25 protein-coding genes are annotated in these 22,379 nt (G+C 34.8%); 8 read left to right on the top strand and 17 right to left on the bottom strand.

Features of this window, described 5'->3' with window-relative positions:
- Window positions 1–263: 263 nt before the first annotated feature.
- The 5 genes from CWR45_RS07900 to CWR45_RS07880 all read right to left on the bottom strand — a co-directional run bounded on the left by CWR45_RS07900 (window position 264) and on the right by CWR45_RS07880 (window position 4,611).
- Window positions 264–1,016, bottom strand: coding sequence for a YjbA family protein (locus tag CWR45_RS07900; RefSeq protein ID WP_115749310.1), 753 nt, complete (start codon window positions 1,014–1,016; stop codon window positions 264–266).
- Window positions 1,017–1,208: 192 nt separating this feature from the next.
- Window positions 1,209–1,415, bottom strand: a complete 207-nt coding sequence (locus CWR45_RS07895) for a YuzI family membrane protein (RefSeq protein ID WP_115749309.1) — start codon at window positions 1,413–1,415, stop codon at window positions 1,209–1,211.
- Between the two features lie 209 nt (window positions 1,416–1,624).
- Complete coding sequence (fabF, locus tag CWR45_RS07890) at window positions 1,625–2,866, bottom strand: beta-ketoacyl-ACP synthase II (protein WP_114916076.1); 1,242 nt, start codon at window positions 2,864–2,866, stop codon at window positions 1,625–1,627.
- Between the two features lie 29 nt (window positions 2,867–2,895).
- The gene (locus CWR45_RS07885) at window positions 2,896–3,834 is read right to left on the bottom strand and encodes a beta-ketoacyl-ACP synthase III (RefSeq protein ID WP_115749308.1); all 939 of its coding nucleotides are present in this window, start codon (window positions 3,832–3,834) and stop codon (window positions 2,896–2,898) included.
- Between the two features lie 156 nt (window positions 3,835–3,990).
- The gene (locus CWR45_RS07880) at window positions 3,991–4,611 is read right to left on the bottom strand and encodes a hypothetical protein (RefSeq protein ID WP_115749307.1); all 621 of its coding nucleotides are present in this window, start codon (window positions 4,609–4,611) and stop codon (window positions 3,991–3,993) included.
- A 614-nt stretch (window positions 4,612–5,225) separates the two neighbouring features.
- Between CWR45_RS07880 and CWR45_RS07875 the strand changes: the two genes are divergently transcribed.
- On the top strand, window positions 5,226–5,402 hold the full coding sequence (locus CWR45_RS07875) for a DUF2929 family protein (protein WP_115749306.1): 177 nt from the start codon (window positions 5,226–5,228) through the stop codon (window positions 5,400–5,402).
- A gap of 51 nt (window positions 5,403–5,453) precedes the next feature.
- Here CWR45_RS07875 and CWR45_RS07870 read toward each other — a convergent pair whose 3' ends face one another.
- The 4 genes from CWR45_RS07870 to CWR45_RS07855 form a co-directional block, all read right to left on the bottom strand.
- Window positions 5,454–5,762, bottom strand: a complete 309-nt coding sequence (locus tag CWR45_RS07870) for a hypothetical protein (protein ID WP_115749305.1) — start codon at window positions 5,760–5,762, stop codon at window positions 5,454–5,456.
- A 146-nt stretch (window positions 5,763–5,908) separates the two neighbouring features.
- Window positions 5,909–6,220 (bottom strand): metal-sulfur cluster assembly factor, encoded by a 312-nt coding sequence (locus CWR45_RS07865; protein ID WP_115749304.1) that lies wholly within the window; start codon window positions 6,218–6,220, stop codon window positions 5,909–5,911.
- A 165-nt stretch (window positions 6,221–6,385) separates the two neighbouring features.
- Window positions 6,386–7,147: a prolyl oligopeptidase family serine peptidase gene (locus CWR45_RS07860; protein ID WP_115749303.1), complete on the bottom strand. Its 762-nt coding sequence runs from the start codon at window positions 7,145–7,147 to the stop codon at window positions 6,386–6,388.
- A gap of 259 nt (window positions 7,148–7,406) precedes the next feature.
- Complete coding sequence (locus tag CWR45_RS07855; RefSeq protein ID WP_115749302.1) at window positions 7,407–8,189, bottom strand: alpha/beta fold hydrolase; 783 nt, start codon at window positions 8,187–8,189, stop codon at window positions 7,407–7,409.
- 323 nt (window positions 8,190–8,512) lie between these two features.
- On the opposite strand from CWR45_RS07855, the gene CWR45_RS07850 reads away from it, so the two are divergent.
- Entirely contained in the window at window positions 8,513–8,794 is a 282-nt protein-coding gene (locus tag CWR45_RS07850; RefSeq protein ID WP_211315949.1) for a transporter, read from the top strand.
- A 405-nt stretch (window positions 8,795–9,199) separates the two neighbouring features.
- On the opposite strand, the gene CWR45_RS07845 is transcribed toward CWR45_RS07850, so the two are convergent.
- Together CWR45_RS07845 and CWR45_RS07835 are read right to left on the bottom strand one after the other, a co-directional pair.
- Window positions 9,200–10,435, bottom strand: a complete 1,236-nt coding sequence (locus tag CWR45_RS07845) for an MFS transporter (RefSeq protein ID WP_115749301.1) — start codon at window positions 10,433–10,435, stop codon at window positions 9,200–9,202.
- Between the two features lie 956 nt (window positions 10,436–11,391).
- The gene (locus CWR45_RS07835; protein WP_115749299.1) at window positions 11,392–11,814 is read right to left on the bottom strand and encodes a GNAT family N-acetyltransferase; all 423 of its coding nucleotides are present in this window, start codon (window positions 11,812–11,814) and stop codon (window positions 11,392–11,394) included.
- Between the two features lie 794 nt (window positions 11,815–12,608).
- Between CWR45_RS07835 and CWR45_RS07830 the strand changes: the two genes are divergently transcribed.
- Complete coding sequence (locus tag CWR45_RS07830; protein WP_115749298.1) at window positions 12,609–13,352, top strand: polysaccharide deacetylase family protein; 744 nt, start codon at window positions 12,609–12,611, stop codon at window positions 13,350–13,352.
- A 324-nt stretch (window positions 13,353–13,676) separates the two neighbouring features.
- Here the strand turns inward: CWR45_RS07830 and CWR45_RS07825 are convergent, their stop codons facing one another.
- Window positions 13,677–14,537: a hypothetical protein gene (locus CWR45_RS07825; RefSeq protein ID WP_115749297.1), complete on the bottom strand. Its 861-nt coding sequence runs from the start codon at window positions 14,535–14,537 to the stop codon at window positions 13,677–13,679.
- A 240-nt stretch (window positions 14,538–14,777) separates the two neighbouring features.
- On the opposite strand from CWR45_RS07825, the gene CWR45_RS07820 reads away from it, so the two are divergent.
- From CWR45_RS07820 to CWR45_RS19775, 3 genes are all read left to right on the top strand, one after another.
- Window positions 14,778–15,575 (top strand): divergent polysaccharide deacetylase family protein, encoded by a 798-nt coding sequence (locus CWR45_RS07820; protein WP_115749296.1) that lies wholly within the window; start codon window positions 14,778–14,780, stop codon window positions 15,573–15,575.
- Between the two features lie 342 nt (window positions 15,576–15,917).
- Window positions 15,918–16,697, top strand: coding sequence for a L,D-transpeptidase family protein (locus CWR45_RS07815; RefSeq protein ID WP_245975376.1), 780 nt, complete (start codon window positions 15,918–15,920; stop codon window positions 16,695–16,697).
- Window positions 16,698–16,809: 112 nt separating this feature from the next.
- The gene (locus CWR45_RS19775) at window positions 16,810–16,968 is read left to right on the top strand and encodes a hypothetical protein (protein ID WP_170138817.1); all 159 of its coding nucleotides are present in this window, start codon (window positions 16,810–16,812) and stop codon (window positions 16,966–16,968) included.
- A gap of 287 nt (window positions 16,969–17,255) precedes the next feature.
- Here CWR45_RS19775 and CWR45_RS07810 read toward each other — a convergent pair whose 3' ends face one another.
- The 5 genes from CWR45_RS07810 to CWR45_RS07785 form a co-directional block, all read right to left on the bottom strand.
- Window positions 17,256–17,528 (bottom strand): hypothetical protein, encoded by a 273-nt coding sequence (locus tag CWR45_RS07810; protein WP_211315948.1) that lies wholly within the window; start codon window positions 17,526–17,528, stop codon window positions 17,256–17,258.
- Window positions 17,529–17,816: 288 nt separating this feature from the next.
- Entirely contained in the window at window positions 17,817–18,032 is a 216-nt protein-coding gene (locus tag CWR45_RS07805; protein ID WP_115749294.1) for a hypothetical protein, read from the bottom strand.
- A gap of 551 nt (window positions 18,033–18,583) precedes the next feature.
- A complete protein-coding gene (locus CWR45_RS07795; RefSeq protein WP_115749293.1) occupies window positions 18,584–18,931 on the bottom strand; it encodes a VOC family protein in 348 nt (115 codons plus the stop codon).
- Window positions 18,932–19,121: 190 nt separating this feature from the next.
- Entirely contained in the window at window positions 19,122–19,301 is a 180-nt protein-coding gene (locus tag CWR45_RS07790; protein ID WP_211315947.1) for a hypothetical protein, read from the bottom strand.
- Between the two features lie 176 nt (window positions 19,302–19,477).
- Window positions 19,478–19,897 (bottom strand): hypothetical protein, encoded by a 420-nt coding sequence (locus CWR45_RS07785; protein ID WP_115749292.1) that lies wholly within the window; start codon window positions 19,895–19,897, stop codon window positions 19,478–19,480.
- 796 nt (window positions 19,898–20,693) lie between these two features.
- On the opposite strand from CWR45_RS07785, the gene CWR45_RS07775 reads away from it, so the two are divergent.
- Both CWR45_RS07775 and CWR45_RS07770 read left to right on the top strand, forming a co-directional pair.
- The gene (locus CWR45_RS07775) at window positions 20,694–21,224 is read left to right on the top strand and encodes an RNA polymerase sigma factor (protein ID WP_115749290.1); all 531 of its coding nucleotides are present in this window, start codon (window positions 20,694–20,696) and stop codon (window positions 21,222–21,224) included.
- Entirely contained in the window at window positions 21,214–22,245 is a 1,032-nt protein-coding gene (locus tag CWR45_RS07770) for a DUF4179 domain-containing protein (protein ID WP_211315946.1), read from the top strand. The genes CWR45_RS07775 and CWR45_RS07770 overlap by 11 nt, the downstream gene beginning before the upstream one ends.
- Window positions 22,246–22,379: the final 134 nt, after the last annotated feature.

Below are 22,379 nucleotides of genomic sequence, written 5' to 3'. Positions count from 1 at the left end.
ATTTTTTCTCGTGCTGATATATTTTTTCTCGTGCTGATATATTTTTTCTCGTGCTGATATATTTTTTCTCGTGCTGATATATGAAACAGGCAAGCTTTAGGATCGCTTGCCTGTTTCATTTTATTGCATTTATTCATCATTATGGTCGCTAGAGCATTTATTTTATTTCTTAATCAATCCCCTTGTTGCAACCCTTTCCTAAAGTGCTCAGACTACAATATGGAGTCCATACACCAAACACTCCCAAAACCTAACTACTTCTGCTACGATGTGCTCTGCTCTTCACCATTTTCAACTTCCCACATTTTCTCTAAAAAATGCTGTCCACGAATTAATTTAGAGCATAATTCTTCATGAGCAACAGTCCAACCTTCTTTTACACCATTGTACAGTGCTTCCCAAACTTTATCTTCATCCATGAATCGGATAAATGGATACTTCTTCGGATCCCATTCCGTTAACCAATATCTTAATTCCTCTAAATTATTCGTTGTTCGCAATTGGTCCAAGCCGATCATGAGCAATTGCTTTAGCTGCCGTTCCCTTCTTGTTAACCCAAATACTAACTCTGGAGGCATGGAGAGCATATGATATTCTTTTTGGTAGTTCGTCTCATCAAAACGAAAGGCTTGTGGCTTTGTTTTTTGGATCATATCAAATACAAGCTGCTCCTGTCTTGGGATGAGTCTGCTTTTGCGAATCGGAATTTCATAACCAATCGTGTCGATTGCTAGGATATTGTTACCATCTGTTACAACACATGCATAATCAAGTACTGAACGTTCATGACCTTTACGAATATAGGCGCGTTTATAAATGGCATCAAGTAAAGATTTAGGTAGGTCATGCATATCATTTTCGATGTAGTTAAATAAGACTTCTGTTATGTACAGCAGAGGTACTTGATCCAATAATTCGATTCCATCCTCTTTGCGCCACTCGTGAAAATGACAAACATTATACCCATTCTCCTCACCCTCAAACCAATTCACCCAAACATCATGTAAATATAACATAAAACAACCCTCGCTTTTTTAGAAACTCTGCTACAGCCACTTTTGGACGTGATAGCATTCGTTGCACTTAATAAATGAGAAGGCTTTAAAACCCTTCTTGCCATAAAAGGAAAAAATCCTTCAACAAAGCCTATTACAGATACAACTTATTTTACATTATGACCAAATACGAGTATAAATATTCTTCTATGTTTACAGTCTGTTTGGAAAACGATAGATTACAAACGTCATGATTAAGATTCCAATTGGTAAAAAATAACACTCTATTCTTCCTTGGATAAAAATGAAATAGTCCGCCCAAGATAATCCCGCAGGTAAAAAGTTTAGATATGCTATTATTGTTACTCCGCCAGTGACAGCTAGTCCAAATCCGATTAGAAAAGCGAATATATACCCCATTAATTTCTCCACCGCCTAAGCTTGTCCGAGTCTTTTCTTTAGTTTATGCACTTGTAGACGAATACATGAAGATTAGTCATTTAGTCTCTAAAAATACTTCTTATGAATAAGAAGACTTTGAAGAGTCCTCCTTCGTTATCTTTTGCTTAAAACTTAACATCCAAAAAAATGCTGATCAGCGCTTTGCTGAACAGCATTTTTAATAAAGATTAAGCCTCATATTTCTTAAATACTAATGTAACATTATGACCACCAAATCCGAATGAGTTGCTTACAACAACATTCACATCTTGTTTTCTTGCATGATTTGGTACGTAATCCAAATCACAATCCGGATCTGGAGTTTCATAATTAATTGTTGCAGGAATCACACTATTTTCAATTGTCTTGATTGCAATAACTGCTTCAATTGCCCCTGCTGCTCCAAGCATATGGCCTGTCATTGATTTCGTAGATGATACAGCAATTTCCTTTGCTTTTTCACCGAATACATTTTTAATTGCAGCTGTTTCATATTTATCATTTAATGCAGTACTTGTACCATGTGCATTAATATAATCAACATTCTGAGGTGATATTCCAGCATCATTTAACGCCATTTGCATTGCTCGTGTTGCTCCTTCACCATTTTCTGCTGGAGCAGTGATATGGTACGCATCACCAGTTGCGCCATAACCAACAATTTCGCCGTAGATATGTGCATCACGTTCTAATGCCGTTTCTAGTGATTCTAGAATTAGAATTCCTGCTCCTTCACCAATAATGAAGCCATCACGATTTTTATCGAATGGGCGTGAAGCTGTGCTTGGATCGTCATTTGTTGATAATGCTTTAGCAGATGAGAATCCAGCGAAAGCCATATTTGAAATCGGTGCTTCTGTACCACCAGCAATCATATAATCAGCATCCCCGCGTTGAATAACTTTAAACGCATCACCAATTGAGTTGGCGCCCGATGCACATGCAGTTACAGAACAAGAGTTAATTCCTTTCGCACCTAATTGAATCGATACTTGACCTGCAGCCATATCTGGAATCATCATTGGTACGAAGAATGGACTAACACGGCCTGGACCTTTTTCAATTAGTTTACGATGTTGATCTTCCCATGTTTGCATTCCACCGATTCCAGAACCAACCCATACCCCAACACGAGTATTGTTTGTCTCATCGATTGTTAGCTTCGCATCCTCAACAGCCATTTTTGCTGCTGCTACTGCATATTGTGTAAATGGATCCATCTTTCTTGCATCTTTTTTCTCCATAAATGCAGTCGGATCAAAGTCCTTTACTTCTGCCGCTACTTTTGCTGGGTAATCATCCTTGTTTACTTTCGTTACAAAGTCTACTCCAGATTTACCTGCAATTAAGTTTTCCCAAAACGTATGAACATCATTGCCAAGCGGTGTTACAGCCCCAAGTCCTGTTACAACTACTCTTTTATTTTCCATAAGTTAATCCTCCTCATAGGAAATCTTGCTTATTTTCCCCAACGCATTGCAACCGCACCCCAAGTGAGACCTCCACCGAAGCCAACTAACACGGTTAAATCATTGTCTTTTATTTTACCATTTTTAACAGCCTCTGATAAAGCCATAGGAATAGATGCCGACGAATTATTTCCGAATTTCTTAATTGTTGTCGCCATTTTGTCTTCCGAAATACCTAAACGCTCACGTGCAGCATCCATAATTCTAATATTTGCCTGATGCGGAACTAAATAATCGACATCGTCCTTATTTAGTCCTAATTTTTCTACGACATTAATAGTCGATTGTGGCATTTGTCTAACAGCAAATTTAAAAACCTCGCGTCCGTTCATTACAAGTTGATCAAGTTCATTTTGATAAAGCTCTTTCCCACCTGCACCATTTGCACCAAGTTCAAAGGATAATATTCCTTTGTCCTCTGAAACCTCACCAACTACAACCGCTCCAGCACCATCGCCCATAAGTACACACGTACTCCGATCTTCCCAGTTGAGAATTTTCGAAAGCTTGTCGGCACCAACAACTAAAATTTTCTTGTATGTCTTTGTTTCAATAAATTGTTTTGCGGTTATTAATCCGTACATAAACCCTGAACATGCAGCACCGATATCCATTGCTGCTGCATTCGTAGCACCTAATCTATCTTGAATCATACATGAAACAGAAGGAAAAGGTGTATCTGGAGTTACTGTTGCAACTAAAATAAGATCAATTTCCTCAGCAGATACCCCCGATTCTTCTAATGCCCCAAGTGCAGCATGATAAGACATATCTGATGTATCAATATCATCTTCAGCAAATCTTCTTTCTTCAATCCCAGTCCTTGTCCGAATCCATTCATCATTCGTATCAACAATCTTCTCTAAATCATGATTCGTTACCACTCTTGTTGGAAGATAATGACCAGTACCTAAAATACCAGCACCCATGTTTTACAACCCCTTATATTTAAAATAACTATTATCTAATGTTATGACTTGGTACTAATTTTAATGGATAAACACTTAAATGGCAAGTAAAAAAATTTACGCATACTATATCGTTTCTTCTAAGGACTGCCCTCTATCTACGCACGTTTGCCCTCTTTATCTCATATTTTTCTTCCGCTGTATTAATTGGTAGTGTTTCTGAAGTGCTGTCATCCTTTTTTCCAACGGAAGGCTGGAACGAATATAAATCGAATTTTGGTTCTCTTTATTTACTTTCCCATTATTACGTTCTGATTTTACCTCTAGATTGGAGGAAAGGTTGCTTGATTGTATCCATTGAATCAATCCATTAGCAAAATCCTCGATATAAATTGCATTTTCTTTAAAATCATTCGATTGAAATGCAATAAATTCCTGATTATCATAAAATCCTTTTTCAGTCATTGGCATCCATTCCCCATATAAATGAGCTGCGAATATCATTGTTGCCGTATCATAGTCCATCCAATCATTCATTTTTCCGGGATTAATTATAAAAACTCGTTCCGCATCAATTGTTTCCAAGTGCCCATGTTCTCCCACGCAAATACATGTATCATACCGTTTTCTATCTTCTATATTATAAAAAGAAAACGAACTGTTCCTTCCAAAAAACATTGATAATTCATCCAGCTCTGTATCGCTCTCTATCCCATCAACCAAATAATCATGTTGAAGTAATGTATTAACAATATGATAGCCAATCCAATGATTACAATTAATTACCAATACAGACATGTATATCCTCCTCCACTTCGAAATAACAGCAATTTTCTAGAAGAGCTTTACGTTTAAGAACAATGGGTTAATACCATATTTCCTCGCTTTCCCTTATACTGTGAGAAAGGTATTTTAAATAAAGTGCGAACTACTTTAATCTGATAAGGGTTCTCGGAGCAATCGCTCCAGAAATACACTACGCACACCTTAGGAAAGCTGTTGAGCCTCTTTGTGATGTCGCATCACCTATGCTCTTCTCCAGCAGGACAAGGAAGATTCGGCAGCCGTACATCGCAATCAGACAAATTCAACTTTATTTTCAAGGAGTCTCCGTGTATTTCTTCCGCCGGAATGGTGCAGAAGCTAAAGACAATAGAATGACTTATCTACTAACAAACCGACGTTGCTTGTAGGTATCGCAAGTGAATAAAAAATCTGTCCAATCTGAATTGAAATCAAAATTGTCACTAGTTCGCAGTTTATATCAATTGCGACTTATCTTCATTGCTGGTTGGTAAGAAATAATAAACAACCTACTAATACAAATGCGCTAAATAAATCATATAAATAGTATGTAAGGGCATAAAAACATGCTATACTATAGTTAGATATTAAATTGTGAGGTGTTATTTTTGCGATACATAATGACAATCTTTTGGTCAGTCGTTGTTAGCTTAGCCATTGCATTTGTTTTATCAAGTATGGGTGGAGAGCCATTTGTACTTTCTGATGGACTATTGCTTGCTGCAATTTTAGCAGTTGCTGCTATAATATTGGGTGACGGTATTTTAAAAGAAGAAAAAAACTAGCCCTTTAATAATAACCCCCTGCCTATTACAAGATATGGCAAGGGGTTATTATTAATACCAAGGCAATAAACTAATTGCTGCTAATGCTGCAAGTGGCAGGATTAATCGATCAAACCTTCTCCTTGGAATACCATAGCCTGGATAACCGTAGTATGGAAATCCAAATTGCCGATTATAATCATGATTGCCCTGTTCTTGCTGATTATGTTCAATTGGCACTGCTAAATATACATATTCCTCATCTAGCCCCGTAATAATTCCATCAACCGCTCTACCATCCTGGAATTCTGCGTAGACATAAGCATGCACATGATCCTTACATAAATCATACATATGTTTTGTTTCATTATTTGCCCTCATTATCTCACCCTCCTCACCATCTAGCCTATTCAAAAGCCAAATAAATGGTGAATTACCCTACATAAGAATTCCGTTCAAAAAAAGTAAGCGCGGATAATCGAATCCTCACTTACTTTTTATTTGCTGCCTAACGAACTAAGCCTTGATCAATCAGGAATTCCTAGCGCAATCTTAGCATAGCGTGACATATTATCTTTGCTCCATGGTGGGCTCCAAACAATGTCTACTTTCAGTTCTTTTATCTCAGGTATATCTGCTAATGCAAATTGCACATCACGTTCTATATGGGCTGAAAGCGGGCACCCCATTGACGTTAGAGTCATGGATACGGTGCAAAATCCTTCTTCATCTAGTTCCACATCATAGATTAGTCCTAAGTTTACAATATCGATGCCTAACTCGGGGTCAATTACGTTTTCGAGCGCACCCATAATATTTTCTTTTAAATCTGCATCCATTACGATACCTCCTCTTTACCTTCTTATTTCTATTTAACCATACATTTACATTTTAATAAAGTGAACCACCATTCAGTTAATTGTTCTCTACCTAGCCTCTTAACGTGTTTGTTGAACAAGTCAGAATTCAGTTAATGCAGGATAAGAAATTTGAATTATTTCAAACTACAAGTGCTGTTGAAACCATTTTATCGTTTCCAAAATTGCATGCCTGCTTACTTTATGATCACGATTAATTTCTTTGATAAAACGGATATTTTCTTCATTATCATACAATTTCCTTGCCTCTTCATAGAAAGAATATGAATGGTCAAACGGCACAACTTGGTCGTTATCACCATGCCAGAATAAAACTGGACGCTGATTCAACTTCTCTATTTTTGTTGATAAATCATAGTGCTCAAGCTGAACATATAAATTCTCAATCATCACTTCTGTAACTGGAAGATCCATTACCTTCTTATAATTATTAATTAATTGCTTAGCAAATGTCGTTATTCTTGGTGAGCCCATTAGTATAGCTGCAGTTTTGATCCATGGGTATTGTGTCAATGCCGCAGAGGTTGTAATCCCTCCCATACTTGTGCCAGCTACACCAAACCTACCATCTAAGATCAGTCCTCGCTGTTCAAAATGATCCCGAATCTCTGAAAGCTCCTTCACATTCTGCATTACAATATCCCAGAAGTTAATTGTCTTTTGAATAATCGATGTTGTTGTGTCTCTTTCTCCATGCAATTTACTATCTGGAAGCACGACACGAAATCCCTTTTCAGCTAGTAGAAATGCAATATCTAAATTATGTTCCTTCGCACTTGTAAATCCATGAAAATAAGTAATCATTGGTAATGCTTCATTTTCTTTGTCCATATCTACTACAATCAAACTTGGTATAGAACTTATACTCTCCTTTTTTATCCCAATCACGATAATTCTCTCCTTAATTTATGTATAGCTCTATTTTAAATGGTAAGTTACAAAATATGCAAATAATGGGAAATTAATATCAGTTTACACCAATATACTAAAAACAAAAAAGCATTAGACCGCTCTTCCCCCCAAAGGTAGCTTCTTCACTCTAGCTTTTGGAGGGGCGGTGCCGACCTATGGCTTTTTATATAAGAAAAGAGATTAATTTGATAACAGCCTATTTAAGCTCTTGCTAGCCATTAATTTAATAGGACTATCAACCAATAAATTGTCCTAATAGCTGGTTAAACTTGTCACGTTCTTCCCAGAAAGAACCATGACCGCTGTAATGAAATGGAACAAGCTGTGAATTTTTTATTTTTTGATTTATTTCCTGTGCTTGTGCAAATGGAATAACTTTGTCGTGAACGCCATGAACTATTAAAGTTGGGACAAGTATTTTTTGCAAGTCTGCATAAAGCTTCTCATCTCTTAGTGTAATTATGATTGCTGCAGTTGACCAACCTGCTGCTTGTAAACCCAATTGAAAAAACCACTCAGAGAATGAGCTTGTTATATATTGAAAGAAAAAACTGTCTATTACTTCGCGCATCATCTTAGGACGGTCATTTAACGCTAAAGTAAGAAATCTAGTCGCAGTTTCTGGTGTAAATCCTATAGGAGCTGCAGCGTCTACAAGGACGAGGTTGGATACTCCGAAGCTATTATATCGGGACATATACCGAATCGCGATTGCTCCACCAGTAGAGTGACCTACAAGAGTGAAATTATCTAATTGAAGTACATCAACTACTGTACGTATATCATCTGCCAATCGGTTAAAATTGTAACCACTCTCTGGCTTATCTGATTTTCCAAATCCTCTCCAGTCAATTCCGATACAGCGGTACCCCATTGCGGGAAGAACATTAAATTGATACTCAAACTGTTTATGACTTAACGGCCAACCATGTAAAAACACTATTATCTTACTGCCCTCTGGATTTATATCTTCTACATATAGTTTTACACTTGATTCTACTGTAACATAGTATCCCACACCGATTCCTCCTAAAATAGCTTTACAAATAAAATATTCATTTAGGCAAACATAAGTGATTACCTATTACTTGTTCGGATACCGTGTCGGTGATAATGGACGGTGCTAATTGAATTTTACTGCCCCTATGGTTTAATGAAACGATCCCAATGACGTCTCCTGTTGATTAAGCTCCACTAGTTGAACAAGAAAGTTATTTTAAGTAATATTCTTCTATTAAATGGGTATTATTTATAATTCTAACCATATTTTTTAGTCCTTTTAACCTTATGATTATCTAATCATATAATGTTGAAGACCTATCTGAAAAGGAGTGAAATCATATGTTTTTTTTGCCACCAATTGGACCAATGAGACAACAACCACAATCGCCTCCCCCGACATTCATTCCACCAAAGCCTTCTGTATCCTATATAATTGACTGTTTATACCAAAACACATATGTTTGGCTAATAAATGGAGAACGCTTTTGGTTTTACCCAACACGTGTCGAGTATGGTGAAGTTTCTGGTTATAGATGGAACGGTGCCTTCTGGGTGTTTTATGGAATTGATCCAAGATTTATCGATGCTGTTGCCTGTCCTCCAACCCCTACCCTTTACTAAATGCAAAAACTCCTTGTGGGAATTAATAACCACAGGGCTTTTTTGTTTGTGATTGGAACCTTTAGGCACAATTTACCCGGGGCGTCATAAACAACCTCGTATATTCCCTCAGTAATTGTATATAAAATTCTCATCTTCAATCTTACAACAGTTTGATAACAAACTTAATTTAGGTTTGAGTTAACAATTGCATCATAATATGATATGTATCATCAATTTTTATTACACCGACAGTATCGATCCTGTTTACCCTTATCCTTCAGCAATACTATATGTTCTAAAATCATTTTTGAAGTATTTCTATTAGAAAAGACACTCAGGTTACTAATTGCCTTATTTAACAATCGCACCAGTTAACGCAATAATGCTCTCTATTCAGCAGGTTTAGTTTAATAAACTTAAATATTATATTTTTCTTTCATTGTGGCCTTCACGATAATAAGATGTTTTATTCGGCTTCACTACTGAGAATGAAAAAATAATAGATGCAATCAGCATGACAAGTGCCAACGTGATGATTGTAAGCCGTAATGAAATAATATCTGCTGCAAACCCAATTGCTAGAATAAATACTGCTTGAACAGCACTTTGTATCAACTGATAAATACTCGTTACTCTGCCCATAATTTCTACAGGAACATTATTTTGGTAGAAAGTCATAATTCCAGAATTTAGAAACACATTAAAGAAACCTAAGATTACAAATCCAATAACAATTGAAATAAACGACCATGAAAATGCATAGATTACATAACCTATTGTCATCATGATAAGACCTATGACAATCATATATCTAAGCGAGAAGAAATTTGAAAAAAGTGAAAGTAACGTAGCACCTATTACAGAACCTATTCCTGTAATACTGATTAATAAACTATACTCCATCTCGGAAAGCCCTATAACTTGTTGTGTAAATACAACTTCCTGTGCATCCATAGCAAATGAAAAAAGCATAACTAGAATAAAACCAAGGTAAATAAATGTAACATATTTATTTTGAGACATGAATTTCTGAACGACTATAAAATCCAAAATCACCTGGGAAAAAGACAATGGTGGAATTGATTCTTTGTCAATATTTTCTTTTTCAGGTAGAAAAAATAATAAAGTGGCTGAAATCAGAAAGAATAATGCATTTAGCCACAATGTTATTTCTACAGAGGTTAATAAAATAAGCGATCCCCCGATTGCTGGTCCAATAATAAATGCCCCGGAACTTGCAAAGGAGTGAATAGAGTTAAATTGTTTCCTTTTTTGTTTTGGAACAATAATAGCAATATAAGTCATTGAAGATGGATTAAAAAATGCTTTTGACACACTTAGGACGACCAAAATCACATATATACCTGCCATGTTTGGTGCAAAAGGGATTAAGCAGATAAACGTTGCCCTAATTATGTATGTTACAATCATTACTTTTCTCTTACTACGATAATCAATGAAACTGCCAGTCCAGAACTTTGTAACAATATTAGTCAGTGGACCAATTATCCAAAGTCCTGCAACAGCTGCTGCCGACCCAGTTAGTTGATATACAATAATATTAATCGTAACTAAATAAATAAAATCTCCGATACTAGATATTCCAATAGACGATAGTAACAGCGTGGGGTCTCTCCACCCCTTTAAATTTGTTATCATACAAATCTCCTTATAATCGCATTGCCGCTTCCCCAGAAAAAAAGGCGATCTTCTGCTTGAAGAATCACCACCGTATTAAAAATAACAGTTTCTACCCACTACATTGAATATTTTTTATTTTTAATAGTGTATTAAAAAACAAGTCAGGTTGATCTACCATTATCATATGTCCAGCATTCGGTATTAAATATAATTTTTTATACGGAGCATTGATTCTGTTAAAATGTTCTTGGGCTAAGCAAAAGGGAACCTGCCAGTCATTGCTTCCTAAAATATAATATATAGTCAAAGAATAGGAAAGTCATATTTGTATGTCTACTCCATCACCTCTTGGAAAAAGCGTACCCATTTATATCAAGGATGCTTTACTTGTCTTTTTATTTATACTCTTGATTTTTTATTGCTAAATATAAACAGATAATTGCTATTATAGTAAGAATGATTGGAAAAAACCAAAGAACTGGATGGTATTTTACTGAATAGTCTACTTTTAGTCCGTAGATATATATGTACATGGCAAAAGAAATAGATAAAGCGACAGTAAATGACAAAATCTTCAAGAGAATCGCTCCTTTGTTACTAGAATACTACTAGTTTTTTCCTACTATAATGGTAATTTCAACAATACCCAAAATTCAATAAAGGAAGATTTGAACAAAATGCAGTTGCGTATTACAAATCCCTTGTTCTGTCTTGGTTCACTATTTTTCTTTGACGAAATTTTTGCATTCTCTCTCCTAAAGTATCTACAGCAGAAATTGACTCAAAAGCGGCCTGTGGAATCGGAAGGCTGGATTCCGATGGGTGCTTCAAAAACAATCATTGAAGTAGATACTACTTATACTTACACGAACCAGATAGAAGTGTTATCTACTTAGACAAAGATGGTGACTATGATGATTAGATTTAATGATAGAAGAAACTTATATCTTCTCGGCTCTATAATATTAATAATTCTATAAATCCTTTTTTAAATAGTAATGTTTATAATCTCTCCCTACATTATCTAAATTTCCAAACACTTGATAGCCATTCTTCTCATAGAAACCCAGTGCTTGGAAACTCAAAGTATCTACCTTTATAAAATCACATTCTTTTTCAATAGCTATCTTCTCAATTTCTAATAATAATTTTGTCCCATAACCCAATTTCCTTATGTTCTCATCTATCATAAAGGTTTGAATTTCTAACCAGTTCCAACACACTTCAGCGAGTATTCCACCACGAGTATTACCGTTTTCATCCTTCAAAAATAAATTGATTTCTTCGTATCTGCCTCCTAAATCTTCTGGGAAATGATTTAAATTAAACTTATAAAGCTCATCATCAATATATTGTTTATCCCTTTTATTTAATTCTTTAGTAATTTGCCAATTCATTATTCATTTCCCCTTTGTATAACGCTAATTATGGACTATATATTAAAATCCTTTGAATACAACAATTAGCGGAATAAATCTTTATCAATTAGGAATCATTTTTCGTATAATCCTGATTTGTCAACGATGTTGATCTCATCTTCAAAGGTACGGAAGCATATAAAATTGCTATTGGATAAATTGCTATCCCATCTCTTTCTAATTTCTCAATATAAACTCTAACGGTTTACCTCTTCTATTTTGTGCTCTGTACTGGAGAACCCTTTCATCAAACCAATTGATAGTACAAGGACTCCGACAGAACCAATAATTAAAGCTTATTTTTTATAAATTAACCCTCCAGTTTCACTAAAGTTTTTAGTTGTATTAAATTTATTCTTATAAGAGCTTTCTTAAACACTTCTGAGACGTTAGAGTCAGACAATGCCTACACACTTCGATAATAACATAATATTTGAATAGTATTAGTATTATTTTTTATTACGGAACAAGACGATCATAATACTGATAATATAGATGTACGTAAAAATTGAAGCATCGTTTCAAATTTCAACATTTTCCTATAACAAGAGTCTATTAGCGATACAACACAATGGTTGAACTCAGATGAAACTACCATAAATGGAACCTTGTTTACGGTGGGGGTAAGAGGACAGAGGTTAGTAACCTCCTCCTACTCAATTTCCAATGATTAAATTTGTAAAAACTTCATAGACTAAAGAGAAACTACATTAAGTGGGATTAACTATGATCTTTGTGTCATATTATATTAAAAACATTGAGGTGCTATTTACATGAAAAGACGACTATTTTTCCTTTTCCTTTTTTTCTTATTATTTTTTACAAATACACAGACATCCGCAACGGACCGCTGGGATTATGAAAAAACAGGTCATGTTACATGGGACATAGATACGAAGGAAAAAATGGTTGCTATCACCTTTGACGATGGTCCACACCCGCAATACACTCCAGATATATTAGATGTATTGGCAAAGTATGATGCAAAAGCAACTTTTTTTGTGTTGGGTGCACATGCTAAGAAATACTCTGGCCTTATTTATCGTCAGTTTACAGAAGGTCATGAGATAGCAAATCATACTTATAATCATAATTATCACCCAATAAGTTCTAAAGAGTTAAAGAAAGAAATAGATGATACAGCAAAAATAATTTATGAAATTACCGGAACGAAACCAACCCTTTTCCGTCCAGTTGGTGGTGCTTATAATGATTTAATAATAAATACAGCAGTCGATAGCGGTTATCATGTTGTTCTCTGGTCATGGCATCAGGATCCGGAAGACTGGAAAAATCCTAGTGTCAATCGAATAACGAATCACATCCTCTCGAATATAAGTCCAGGTGATATTATTCTACTTCATGATGCAGGAGGTGATCGAAGCCGAACCATTACATCACTAGAGAAGATTTTACCTATATTAGAAAAAAAGGGATATAAATTTGTAACTGTTTCGGAAATGATGTTACGAAATGAAATGAAAGATTCCAGTTTCTTTAACCTTTTTCTAAAGTAGGATTTTAGAAAACATTTTTTACAACTTTATGATAGTAAAGTTATATTAAGGCAAAGGATTTAATAAATTGTCTTTGAGTAACAAATAAATCCTATTCTCTCCGCATTTTTTCTACCGGCGTGACTTTGTGCACATGATAATTAGTTACTATATACACTACTGATAAAAGCAAAAAAATACACCCGCTTTAGCAGGTGATTGTTTGATCTATTGTAATACTCACTTATCACCCGATTCTGTCCAATACTCTTGCTTTATTAGTGGGAAAGATATAACGCTAATAAAGCAAGCTCAATAAAATAATACTTTCGAAATTATCACCTCTCATTCCCTGCCATTAAATTCCTCGTATAGTGAGTCACGGTTAATAAGCCAGCGATCTGTTAAACCCGTTTTTTGGATAGTGAATTGGATTGTTTTCTTTACTATTCTATTTTCTTTCGTCGTAATTTTGACTATGACGGGTATATTGACGAGTAGATCATTTTTTCTTATTTGTGATTCAAGTTCCATTTCATTTATGTCAATTCTTGTTATATCTTCGACGAGTTTATTAAATTCCTGCTGATTTTCAGATTGTGTAAGAGTTAAATCCAACAAATAATCATCCTCTTGATTAATTCCGACAGCAAAAATCTGTATTAACTCCTTAGGGTTTACCTTCGTTAGGTAGTCATTAAGCATATTTCCTGACTTCAAGATCATTATTTTATGGGAGAGATCCTCTTTACCCGATTTATGAGTCTTACTACCAATAAAATGTACACAAAAGTGACCAGGAAACCCGTTATTAAGAGCACCGGCGCCATGTGGCATTCCATGCATCGATGCTGCAATCAATTGATTATTGATTTTTACAATGATGGCTCTCCTATTCCAACTCCAGCTATTATTGTATATTTCCTTCATCGTTTGTGTATCCCTCTTAGTTAACGGCTGTACATCTGCATGGCTTTTACCTGCCCTTCGCTGAACATTAAAAGATAATCCAGTTTCAAAGTCTATAATGGTGAACTTTGTTTTATTAGGAATAATATCTTTTACTTCTTGCCAGGGTATTATGTTGATATTAAAGTCGACTGGGAGATTATTATTTTCCTGTTCCACTGCTTTAATATGATAATTGACTGTAAAGGTTAACATCAAGATAACTACAAATGTCTTGTAAAAAAGATTGTTATTCATTTGATTTCTCCATTGGTATATATTTTTTTATAGCTAATGTAAACTAGACTGAGGATGTGTTTATGTAAAAATATATTGCCCAATCTGTAGCAACTGATTCCCTGTTTTACATCTTTACCGTATATCGACTAGAATTTTCCCAATTATTGAAACGTATTATTTCCCAGAAATTACCGTTAGTTGATACCTATTTTTTATGAGATCTGGGAATCCTAAAAGAAAAAACAAGAGGTGTATTTAATGAGAATATTGATTTGTAGCTTCCTTTTCCTTTTTTTATTTGTACAGCCAGTTTTTGCAGAACCAACTCCGCAATTAAAAAAAGAGCTGGCTATAGTAATAGACGACTTGGGTAATAATATGAAGGGAACGAAGGAAATACTTAGTTTGCCTGTAAAACTAACCGTAGCGATTATGCCCTTTATGCCATCTACAAAAGAGGATGCCGAGCTCGCAAATGAAAATGGCCACGAAGTTATTATCCATTTACCGATGGAACCAAAAAAAGGAAAGAAGAGCTGGCTCGGTCCTGGAGCCATCACATCCGATTTAAGTGATCAAGAAATTAGAGAACGTGTAGAGTCTGCAATTAAAGATGTGCCTCACGCCGTCGGGATGAATAATCATATGGGTTCTAAGATTACGGAGGATGAGAGAATAATGAAAATAATTCTCGAAGTGTGCAGGGAAAACGCTTTATACTTTCTCGATAGTCAGACAACTGAAAATAGCGTTGTCAGTGAAGTAGGTGCACAAATGAATGTCCCTGTTTTGGAAAATAATTTATTTTTTGATGCTATATATACAGCACAGCATATTAAGAAGCAAGCCGATTTACTGTCGAAACAGTTAATAGACCATGAAAAAATAATTGCTATTGGTCATGTTGGTGTCCCAGGACCGATGACGTTTAGCGTCCTAAAAGAATATATCCCAGTATATCAAAATCAGGCGGAATTCGTTTCACTAACTGATTTAATACCTGAATTTAATATAATTGATGGAATTGAATCGAGTAACATGGTTGAAGATGACTAGGCTCCACATCTACTCTTGCAACCTCTGTTCTCTCGTTAAGCATACTAAGGGTTCATTTAATTCCAAAGTATGCCTTTGATTAATACTGCTTAGATTGACCTTAGTTCTTTGTTGTTTATTAGAGCATTTAAAAGCAAGTGAGTGATGCCAGAATCAAAGATGTTCTGTTAACATAAAAATTATTTATTGTTTCTTGATTTACGTTGAACCCTCTCTTTTACGGAATGACCAGGTTCAGAAATATTTTGTCCCATTCGTAACAAATAACTAATAAGCATATTTACATTACTTCTAAATCTAAATAATGGACATAATAATTTTGTGATGAAACGAGGTGAGTTGGTGTCAGAAGTTGGTAGCACTTCTCGTGATGCATACAATGCTGAGAACTTAGCCGACAATCGTTACCAAATAAAGACTACTACCCATTTTGAAATAAAACATGCTTATTTATGTAAAACGATAAAGTTTGCATTCGTTTTTAAAGTTCTGTTCCTATTTTTAGTTTCTCTCTCTCTCACGCAAAACGTTGAAGCAAAGAATCAAGATGTCATAACAATTTACATCAACCTTTGGGAAAACCAGTTATCTGTTATGGAGGATGGGGTAGTGATTGCGCAGTATCCTATTGGTCCAGGTACAGATCGAACGCCAACACCAATCGGTCGTTTTAAAATAATTGATAAATCGAGAAATTGGGGACATGGATTTGGTACAAGGTGGCTTGGCCTAGATGTTCCGTGGGGGAATTACGGAATACATGGGACGAACAAACCTGTACTCATTGGTAAAAATGTCAGTAGTGGTTGTGTACGCATGCATAATGAGGATGTGGAAGAATTATTTACAAGAATTAATGTTGGTACGACGGTCTACATTGATGGTCCAATTACTGGTCTTGGTGAATGGGAGTTTAGAAATTTAGCTATAGGTTCAAAAGGAAATCTTGTTCAACTTGTTCAAAATCGACTAAAAGCAGCAGGCTTCTATTATGGCGTAGTTGATGGTATTTATAGAGAAACAACGGAAGATGCTGTCAAACGATTTCAAAGAAGTCATGGCTTACCAGTTACTGGTCAGATAGGTGAAAGAATGTATATTGAATTAGGAATATTAGAGTAGTTTCTATTCATTGGAAGGGGTGGTACTTAGGGTCAGGAATCATGTCCCATTACACCGTACTTTTTTATTAATAACAAAATCGTTAAACAATATATTAAGGAGGAGACGTTATATGCAACAAGATCAACAAACGCAACAGAATTTGAGTTCTAGTATGGAAACAGGATTTTCCAGAACTAATGCTAAAAAAGTAAAACAGGAAATTCAGAAAGATGTAAGCGAAGGACAAGGTGCAATGACTTCCCGAGAGGCAGGAGCAATGCGAGAATAAAAAACCAATCTTGGAAGTTTTTATTTAATTCATCAAAATTTAGCATAAAACATCTCTTATTGTGCAATTTCTGCAACCACTAGATTTTCGTATTTCCATCATCGATTGCTGTGTTTTTTGATGTGTTTACGTGTAAACACCCTAACAAACCTAAATTTTACAATAAATATAAAGAATCCATTTTGAAAGTTGATTGAACAAAATGGATTCTTTTTCAAAAGATTTAATTTTGAGTTTCATAAAAAGTTTGGAAAACAACTTATAAATATTTTCATTATTGAATGAGATTAGCAGGAACCATCTTGGTGATTACCGTCGTGTCCAGAATCGTCGCGATGATTATCATATCTGTGATGACCGCCATAACCTGGGTGACCACCATAACCTGGGTGACCACCATGGCCTGGGTAACCCCAATAGCCTGGGTGGCCCCAATAGCCTGGGTAACCCCAATAGCTTGGGTGGCCCCAATAGCCTGGATAACCACCATGGCCTGGTTGACCACCATGGCCTGGATAACTACCATGGCCTGGTTGACCACCAAAATATTGTCTTTCCACTATATATCTCCTCCTTTAGTTGTTTCAAAAGTAGTATATGTGCCTATGTTGAAAGAGGAATAGTTATTTGCCTATTTTTAAATGTATTCTTAGCTGATTATTCCACCAATCGGTTAGAATTGAGTAGTGAATTAATTAACTAACTTTCTCTTCTTGATTTTATTACTAATTAACCATATTCAATTCTCTGTACCTATAGAAGAATAAGGAGTTGCCGCATAAACAACTTCTTATTTACTCACGTACCGTTTAGTCGAATAAAGACTATTGATTGCAACGACACTCATACTATTTAAAATGATATTCTTTATACATTCTTAATTCTTTAAAGTCACTTGTACCTGATTCATAAATCTTTATTAAGGGTGCAACATCCGTTTTTGCAAATTCACTTACTTGCTTCTCTATCTCAATAGACGCATCTAAAGGATATTTATTCATGCCTTCATATAGATTATTATGTTCGCAAACATCATACGTCACTGCAAAATAATAACGTTTCATATTATCATCCCATACTCACGTAGTAGCTTTAGCTTTATTAACCCTTCTTCACCCTTGCACCAATAAGTTTAATAACTTGCTCCTAAGTATTTGTTGTATTTTTATTTATTAAAATAATCAGCCTCACATTTAATAATTTCAATGTAATTATGCTTTTTGAAAGGTTTAGTATGTTTAAGGATTCTCCTAAGGCTCCCTTTTGCCACAGTTTTTTCATTAGCAACATCTACAATTACTGTCAAATATACCATTTCATTACGTTTTACTACTCCTGTTATTTGACCTTTTTTCAAAGTCAACTGTATATTTAGGAACAATCTTTGATGGGGCAAACGATGTCCAAGTTACATTTTTTGGTTTGATTTTAAACACGATGCAAAATTCTTAAAGTTTTCCATATAAAGTCACCCTCAATAACTTCATTAATTCATTATTCATAGGTACTTAGCGTTTCCCCACTTACCTGCCCTAATAGTTGAACAAGGCGCAAAGATGCAATTCCTTATTTAAGAAAAACACCAGATAGCTCAATAGCAATAAATTACGACTCCCTATTTCTCCCAAAGCTCGACAAGTCTGCCTTCAGGATCTTCAATCCAAATAAACTTTCCAAACTCACTAACCTCTTTTTCCTTAACAAGAGGAACTCCGATTTGTTCAAGATGCTTAATAGTCTCGTTTAGATCATATACTTGAAAATTTAACATCACTTGTTGTTCTAATGGAAAATAACTGTCATCCTCTGCAAAGAAAGAAAAAATAGTCTCATTTCCTAATTGAGGTTTAATCACAGTCCCATTCCAATTATCTATTTCAATCTTCAACACTTCACTGTACCATTTTTTTATAACATCAACATTCTTAGTTCTCCAAAATATTCCACCGAAACCTTTTATCATTGTAATTAAACTCCTGTCTATTTTTAATTTTAGTTTTTCGATTACATTAGATACTTGAGATTTAATGTTAAGGTTTTTTAACTATACTGCTACATTTACACAAGGAGTGTCTATTTTTATTAAGCAATCGCACTCGTTAATTGAATAAGAGAACATTATTTTATTTTTTATAAATTATTGAGGAAAGGAACTATATCGCAAGCATTGCTCCTCTTTCATCAAATGTTGCACCGCATTCTAACAACTCAGTTGCCTTTTCTACAATTGGTATGTGCCTTTGGTCATCCCAAGTATCTACTCCAGACAACAACAAAACTGTTGAAGGAGCAAAAATGATTTCATCGGTGGTTATCTCTGGTATAACTTTCATACCTGCCACATTAACTCATATCTCTACACCTAATAATAACATAATATTCAAAACATACTATTTAATTTTTTTAGAAGAAAAGGCGATCAAATTTAATGATCACCTTGTTTAACTAACGCACCATATAATGAATCCTTAAAAAGAAATCTGTAAGAACCTTTCCTATGCTTCCTTTATTACAACCATCTTTTAACCATTAGTCCTACTGCGAAGCTATAAATCATATGTCCGGATGTCCAATAGATAAAAGCTGGGAAATTAGTAAGGCTTGGAGTTTTTTCAGAAAGAGCTGTTAGTGGAAACAGCATGGCACTCCCGACTGTATAGACAAGGATATAGGCTAATAGGTTGTACTCGATACCCAACGCTTTCAGTATATAAAATAATCCAATGACACTTGCAATACAAGTAACAAAGTGGAAGATGATTCCGACAACAGACCAGTTGTGGAGTTGATTTAAGAGCGGAATATAATCAGTGTTAAACAGTAATATATAAGCATCGTTATGAGTCAACAAATGGATAATTTTGAGAAATCCTGCAAGAATGGTTCCAGCGATGATTCCGATTACTGTTAGTTTCATAACTCGTATCATGGCAATCCTCTTAGTTCCTGGATTTCATTCCCTGAAGTGTGAGTTCTGAAACAAGAAGCAACTATTTTGGATGATAAGTAACGAATAAAACAAAAGAAAGTTACTTCTTATCTTTTTTATCTAGTCCAAAAAATATAAATAAAAAAGATATGACAAATATAATTGAAAACCATACTACTCGTGATGTTGTAATCACTTCACCAACTTGTTCACCATTGAGGTAATAGTATAAAAAAGTTGCTATGGTACTTCCTCCAACTGTAATCATTGAAACTAGAACCGCAGAAACAATTGAAATAAATATCTTTTTAATAGTTATATTAATCACTTCCTCTCATATAGCTTAATAACGCTATGACATATCACTTAATTACGGAATACCATGAGATAAGTTTCAGTTTTTCTTATTAAACTAAAGACTATACTTTAAACCCGGTTCAAACCTTATCTATAATTTCTCGAATTACTCTACAGGCACATCAGCTGCTACATTTGCTTGAATATTTTTTTGTAATTACACTGCCACAACAAATCATTGTATTATTTCCTAGCGTGACGCCTTGATTGATATGTACCCGCTCCACTCCATACATTATTCATCTCTTCACCGCCCAACATGATACAATCAAAATTAGTCATGAGTTTAAAAACAGGCTGTTTGACGCATTATAGTGTCTAGTGTGTCGAAACAGCCTATTTTCTATGAGATTGATAAAATTATTTTATTCCATGCAACTAATGGGTGCTCTTCCATATCTAATATATTGAAAAACAAAAAAATTAAGGGGGTGTCTGAATGGGATCACTAAAAGCTTTAGTCAAAAAGGCTAAAAAGGGCGATGGAGATGCATTTGTTTCACTAGTAAAGCAATACGAAGATGTATTGTATCGGACTGCAAGCAAATTGTTAAACAATGATGAAGATGTAGCTGATGCTATGCAGGATGCTATTATCTCGGCTTATGAAAAATTACATACTCTAAAAAACGATGAGTACTTTAATACTTGGATTTGCAAAATACTAATAAATAAATGTAATAGCTTGCTAAATAAGAAGAAAAACATTTCGGTGATGAGTGAGCATTTACTCCCCGAAAAAGGAAATGATGCATTTCAGAAAATCGAATTAGAAGATGCACTAAATAGTTTAAATGAAGTCTATAGGTTAGCACTAATTTTGTACTATATTGTCGGATTAAATGTTAAAGAAATCAGTGAATTTTTAAAGGAGCCTGAAGGAACCATTAAATCTAGGCTTTCGAGGGCCAAGTCGATCTTGCGAAATAACTATTATAAAAATGAGGGAGTGATGGTTTATGAAAAATAATTTTGAAAAAGAGTTAAATCAGATTATGAGCGAAGATAGAGAGATGCCTGTCAAGGTAAGGAAGTCGCTGGATCAATCCTATGATATTATTCGAGCTAAATCAAAGAAGAAAAAAGTCAACTTCATTTGGAAAAGAGTAGCTACTGCTGCTTGTGCCCTTATCGTAACTGGTGTAGTTCTTACAAATGAACATGTAATGGCCAGTATCAATGAATTTTTTAACTTTGGAGATAAGGGCATAGAGCAAGCCATAAATAATGGGTTTATACAGGAAAGTAATAGCACGATTACCGATCAGGGTATTAAAATAACGCTAGATAAACATTTTTCGGATGCTAATAAATTGGGATTAAATTTCCATCTAGCATTTGAAGATCCCTCAATCTTAAATAATGTATGGGAAGTTTCGATGGATTACCGATTAAAAAATGGTGATGGCGAATATATTCATGAGTTTATTCCAGATACAAAACCCTTAAAGGGTGACAACAGATATACATCTGGTTCTGATCATCAAAATCCAATATTGAATATAAAAACGGGGGAAATTCAGTATGATGTGTTAATAGATTCCAATGAAGGTGTTATTCCTTCTTTAAAGGATGCTGTAATAGAAGTGGAAAGTGTTAATGTTTTCTATAGTACGGGAGATCTCAAGAAAATTGATGGGGATTGGAAACTGTCAGTCGCCAACATGGAGAATGAAAAACCCGATTCAACTGTTCAGTTTGCTATGAAGGATCAAACATCCATCATTCAAGTTACCAAAGCAAACGCAAATCCAACATCATTAAATCTAACATTTTCATTGGATGGGATATATGAAAATGAAAATACTTTTGTAGACATGAAAATCGTAGATGAAGATGGTAATGAATATGGAGTAACTGGATTTAATAAGACTACAAAAAATAACGAAACGATTATTTCAACAAATTTCCCAATAACTTCTTATAACAATTCCAAAAATCTAAAACTTATTGTAGAGGGAATTGGTGAAGTGGAGCTGCATAAAAAATAGAAAGTAAAACAACTCCTGAATTATCCTGTTTTTTTACGGGGATGATTCAGGAGTTGTTTATGACGAAACTTTTGTCGTTGGAAATCAACATTTTCTAGTTGCTACCTCATTTATTAACATTTTTTAATATCGCA

Source organism: Oceanobacillus chungangensis (genome assembly GCF_003369565.1).
GTDB classification, from domain to species: Bacteria; Bacillota; Bacilli; order Bacillales; family Amphibacillaceae; genus Oceanobacillus; species Oceanobacillus chungangensis.
The sequence above is the reverse complement of the archived record's forward strand: the minus strand, read 5'-3'. Positions and strand labels throughout refer to the sequence as shown.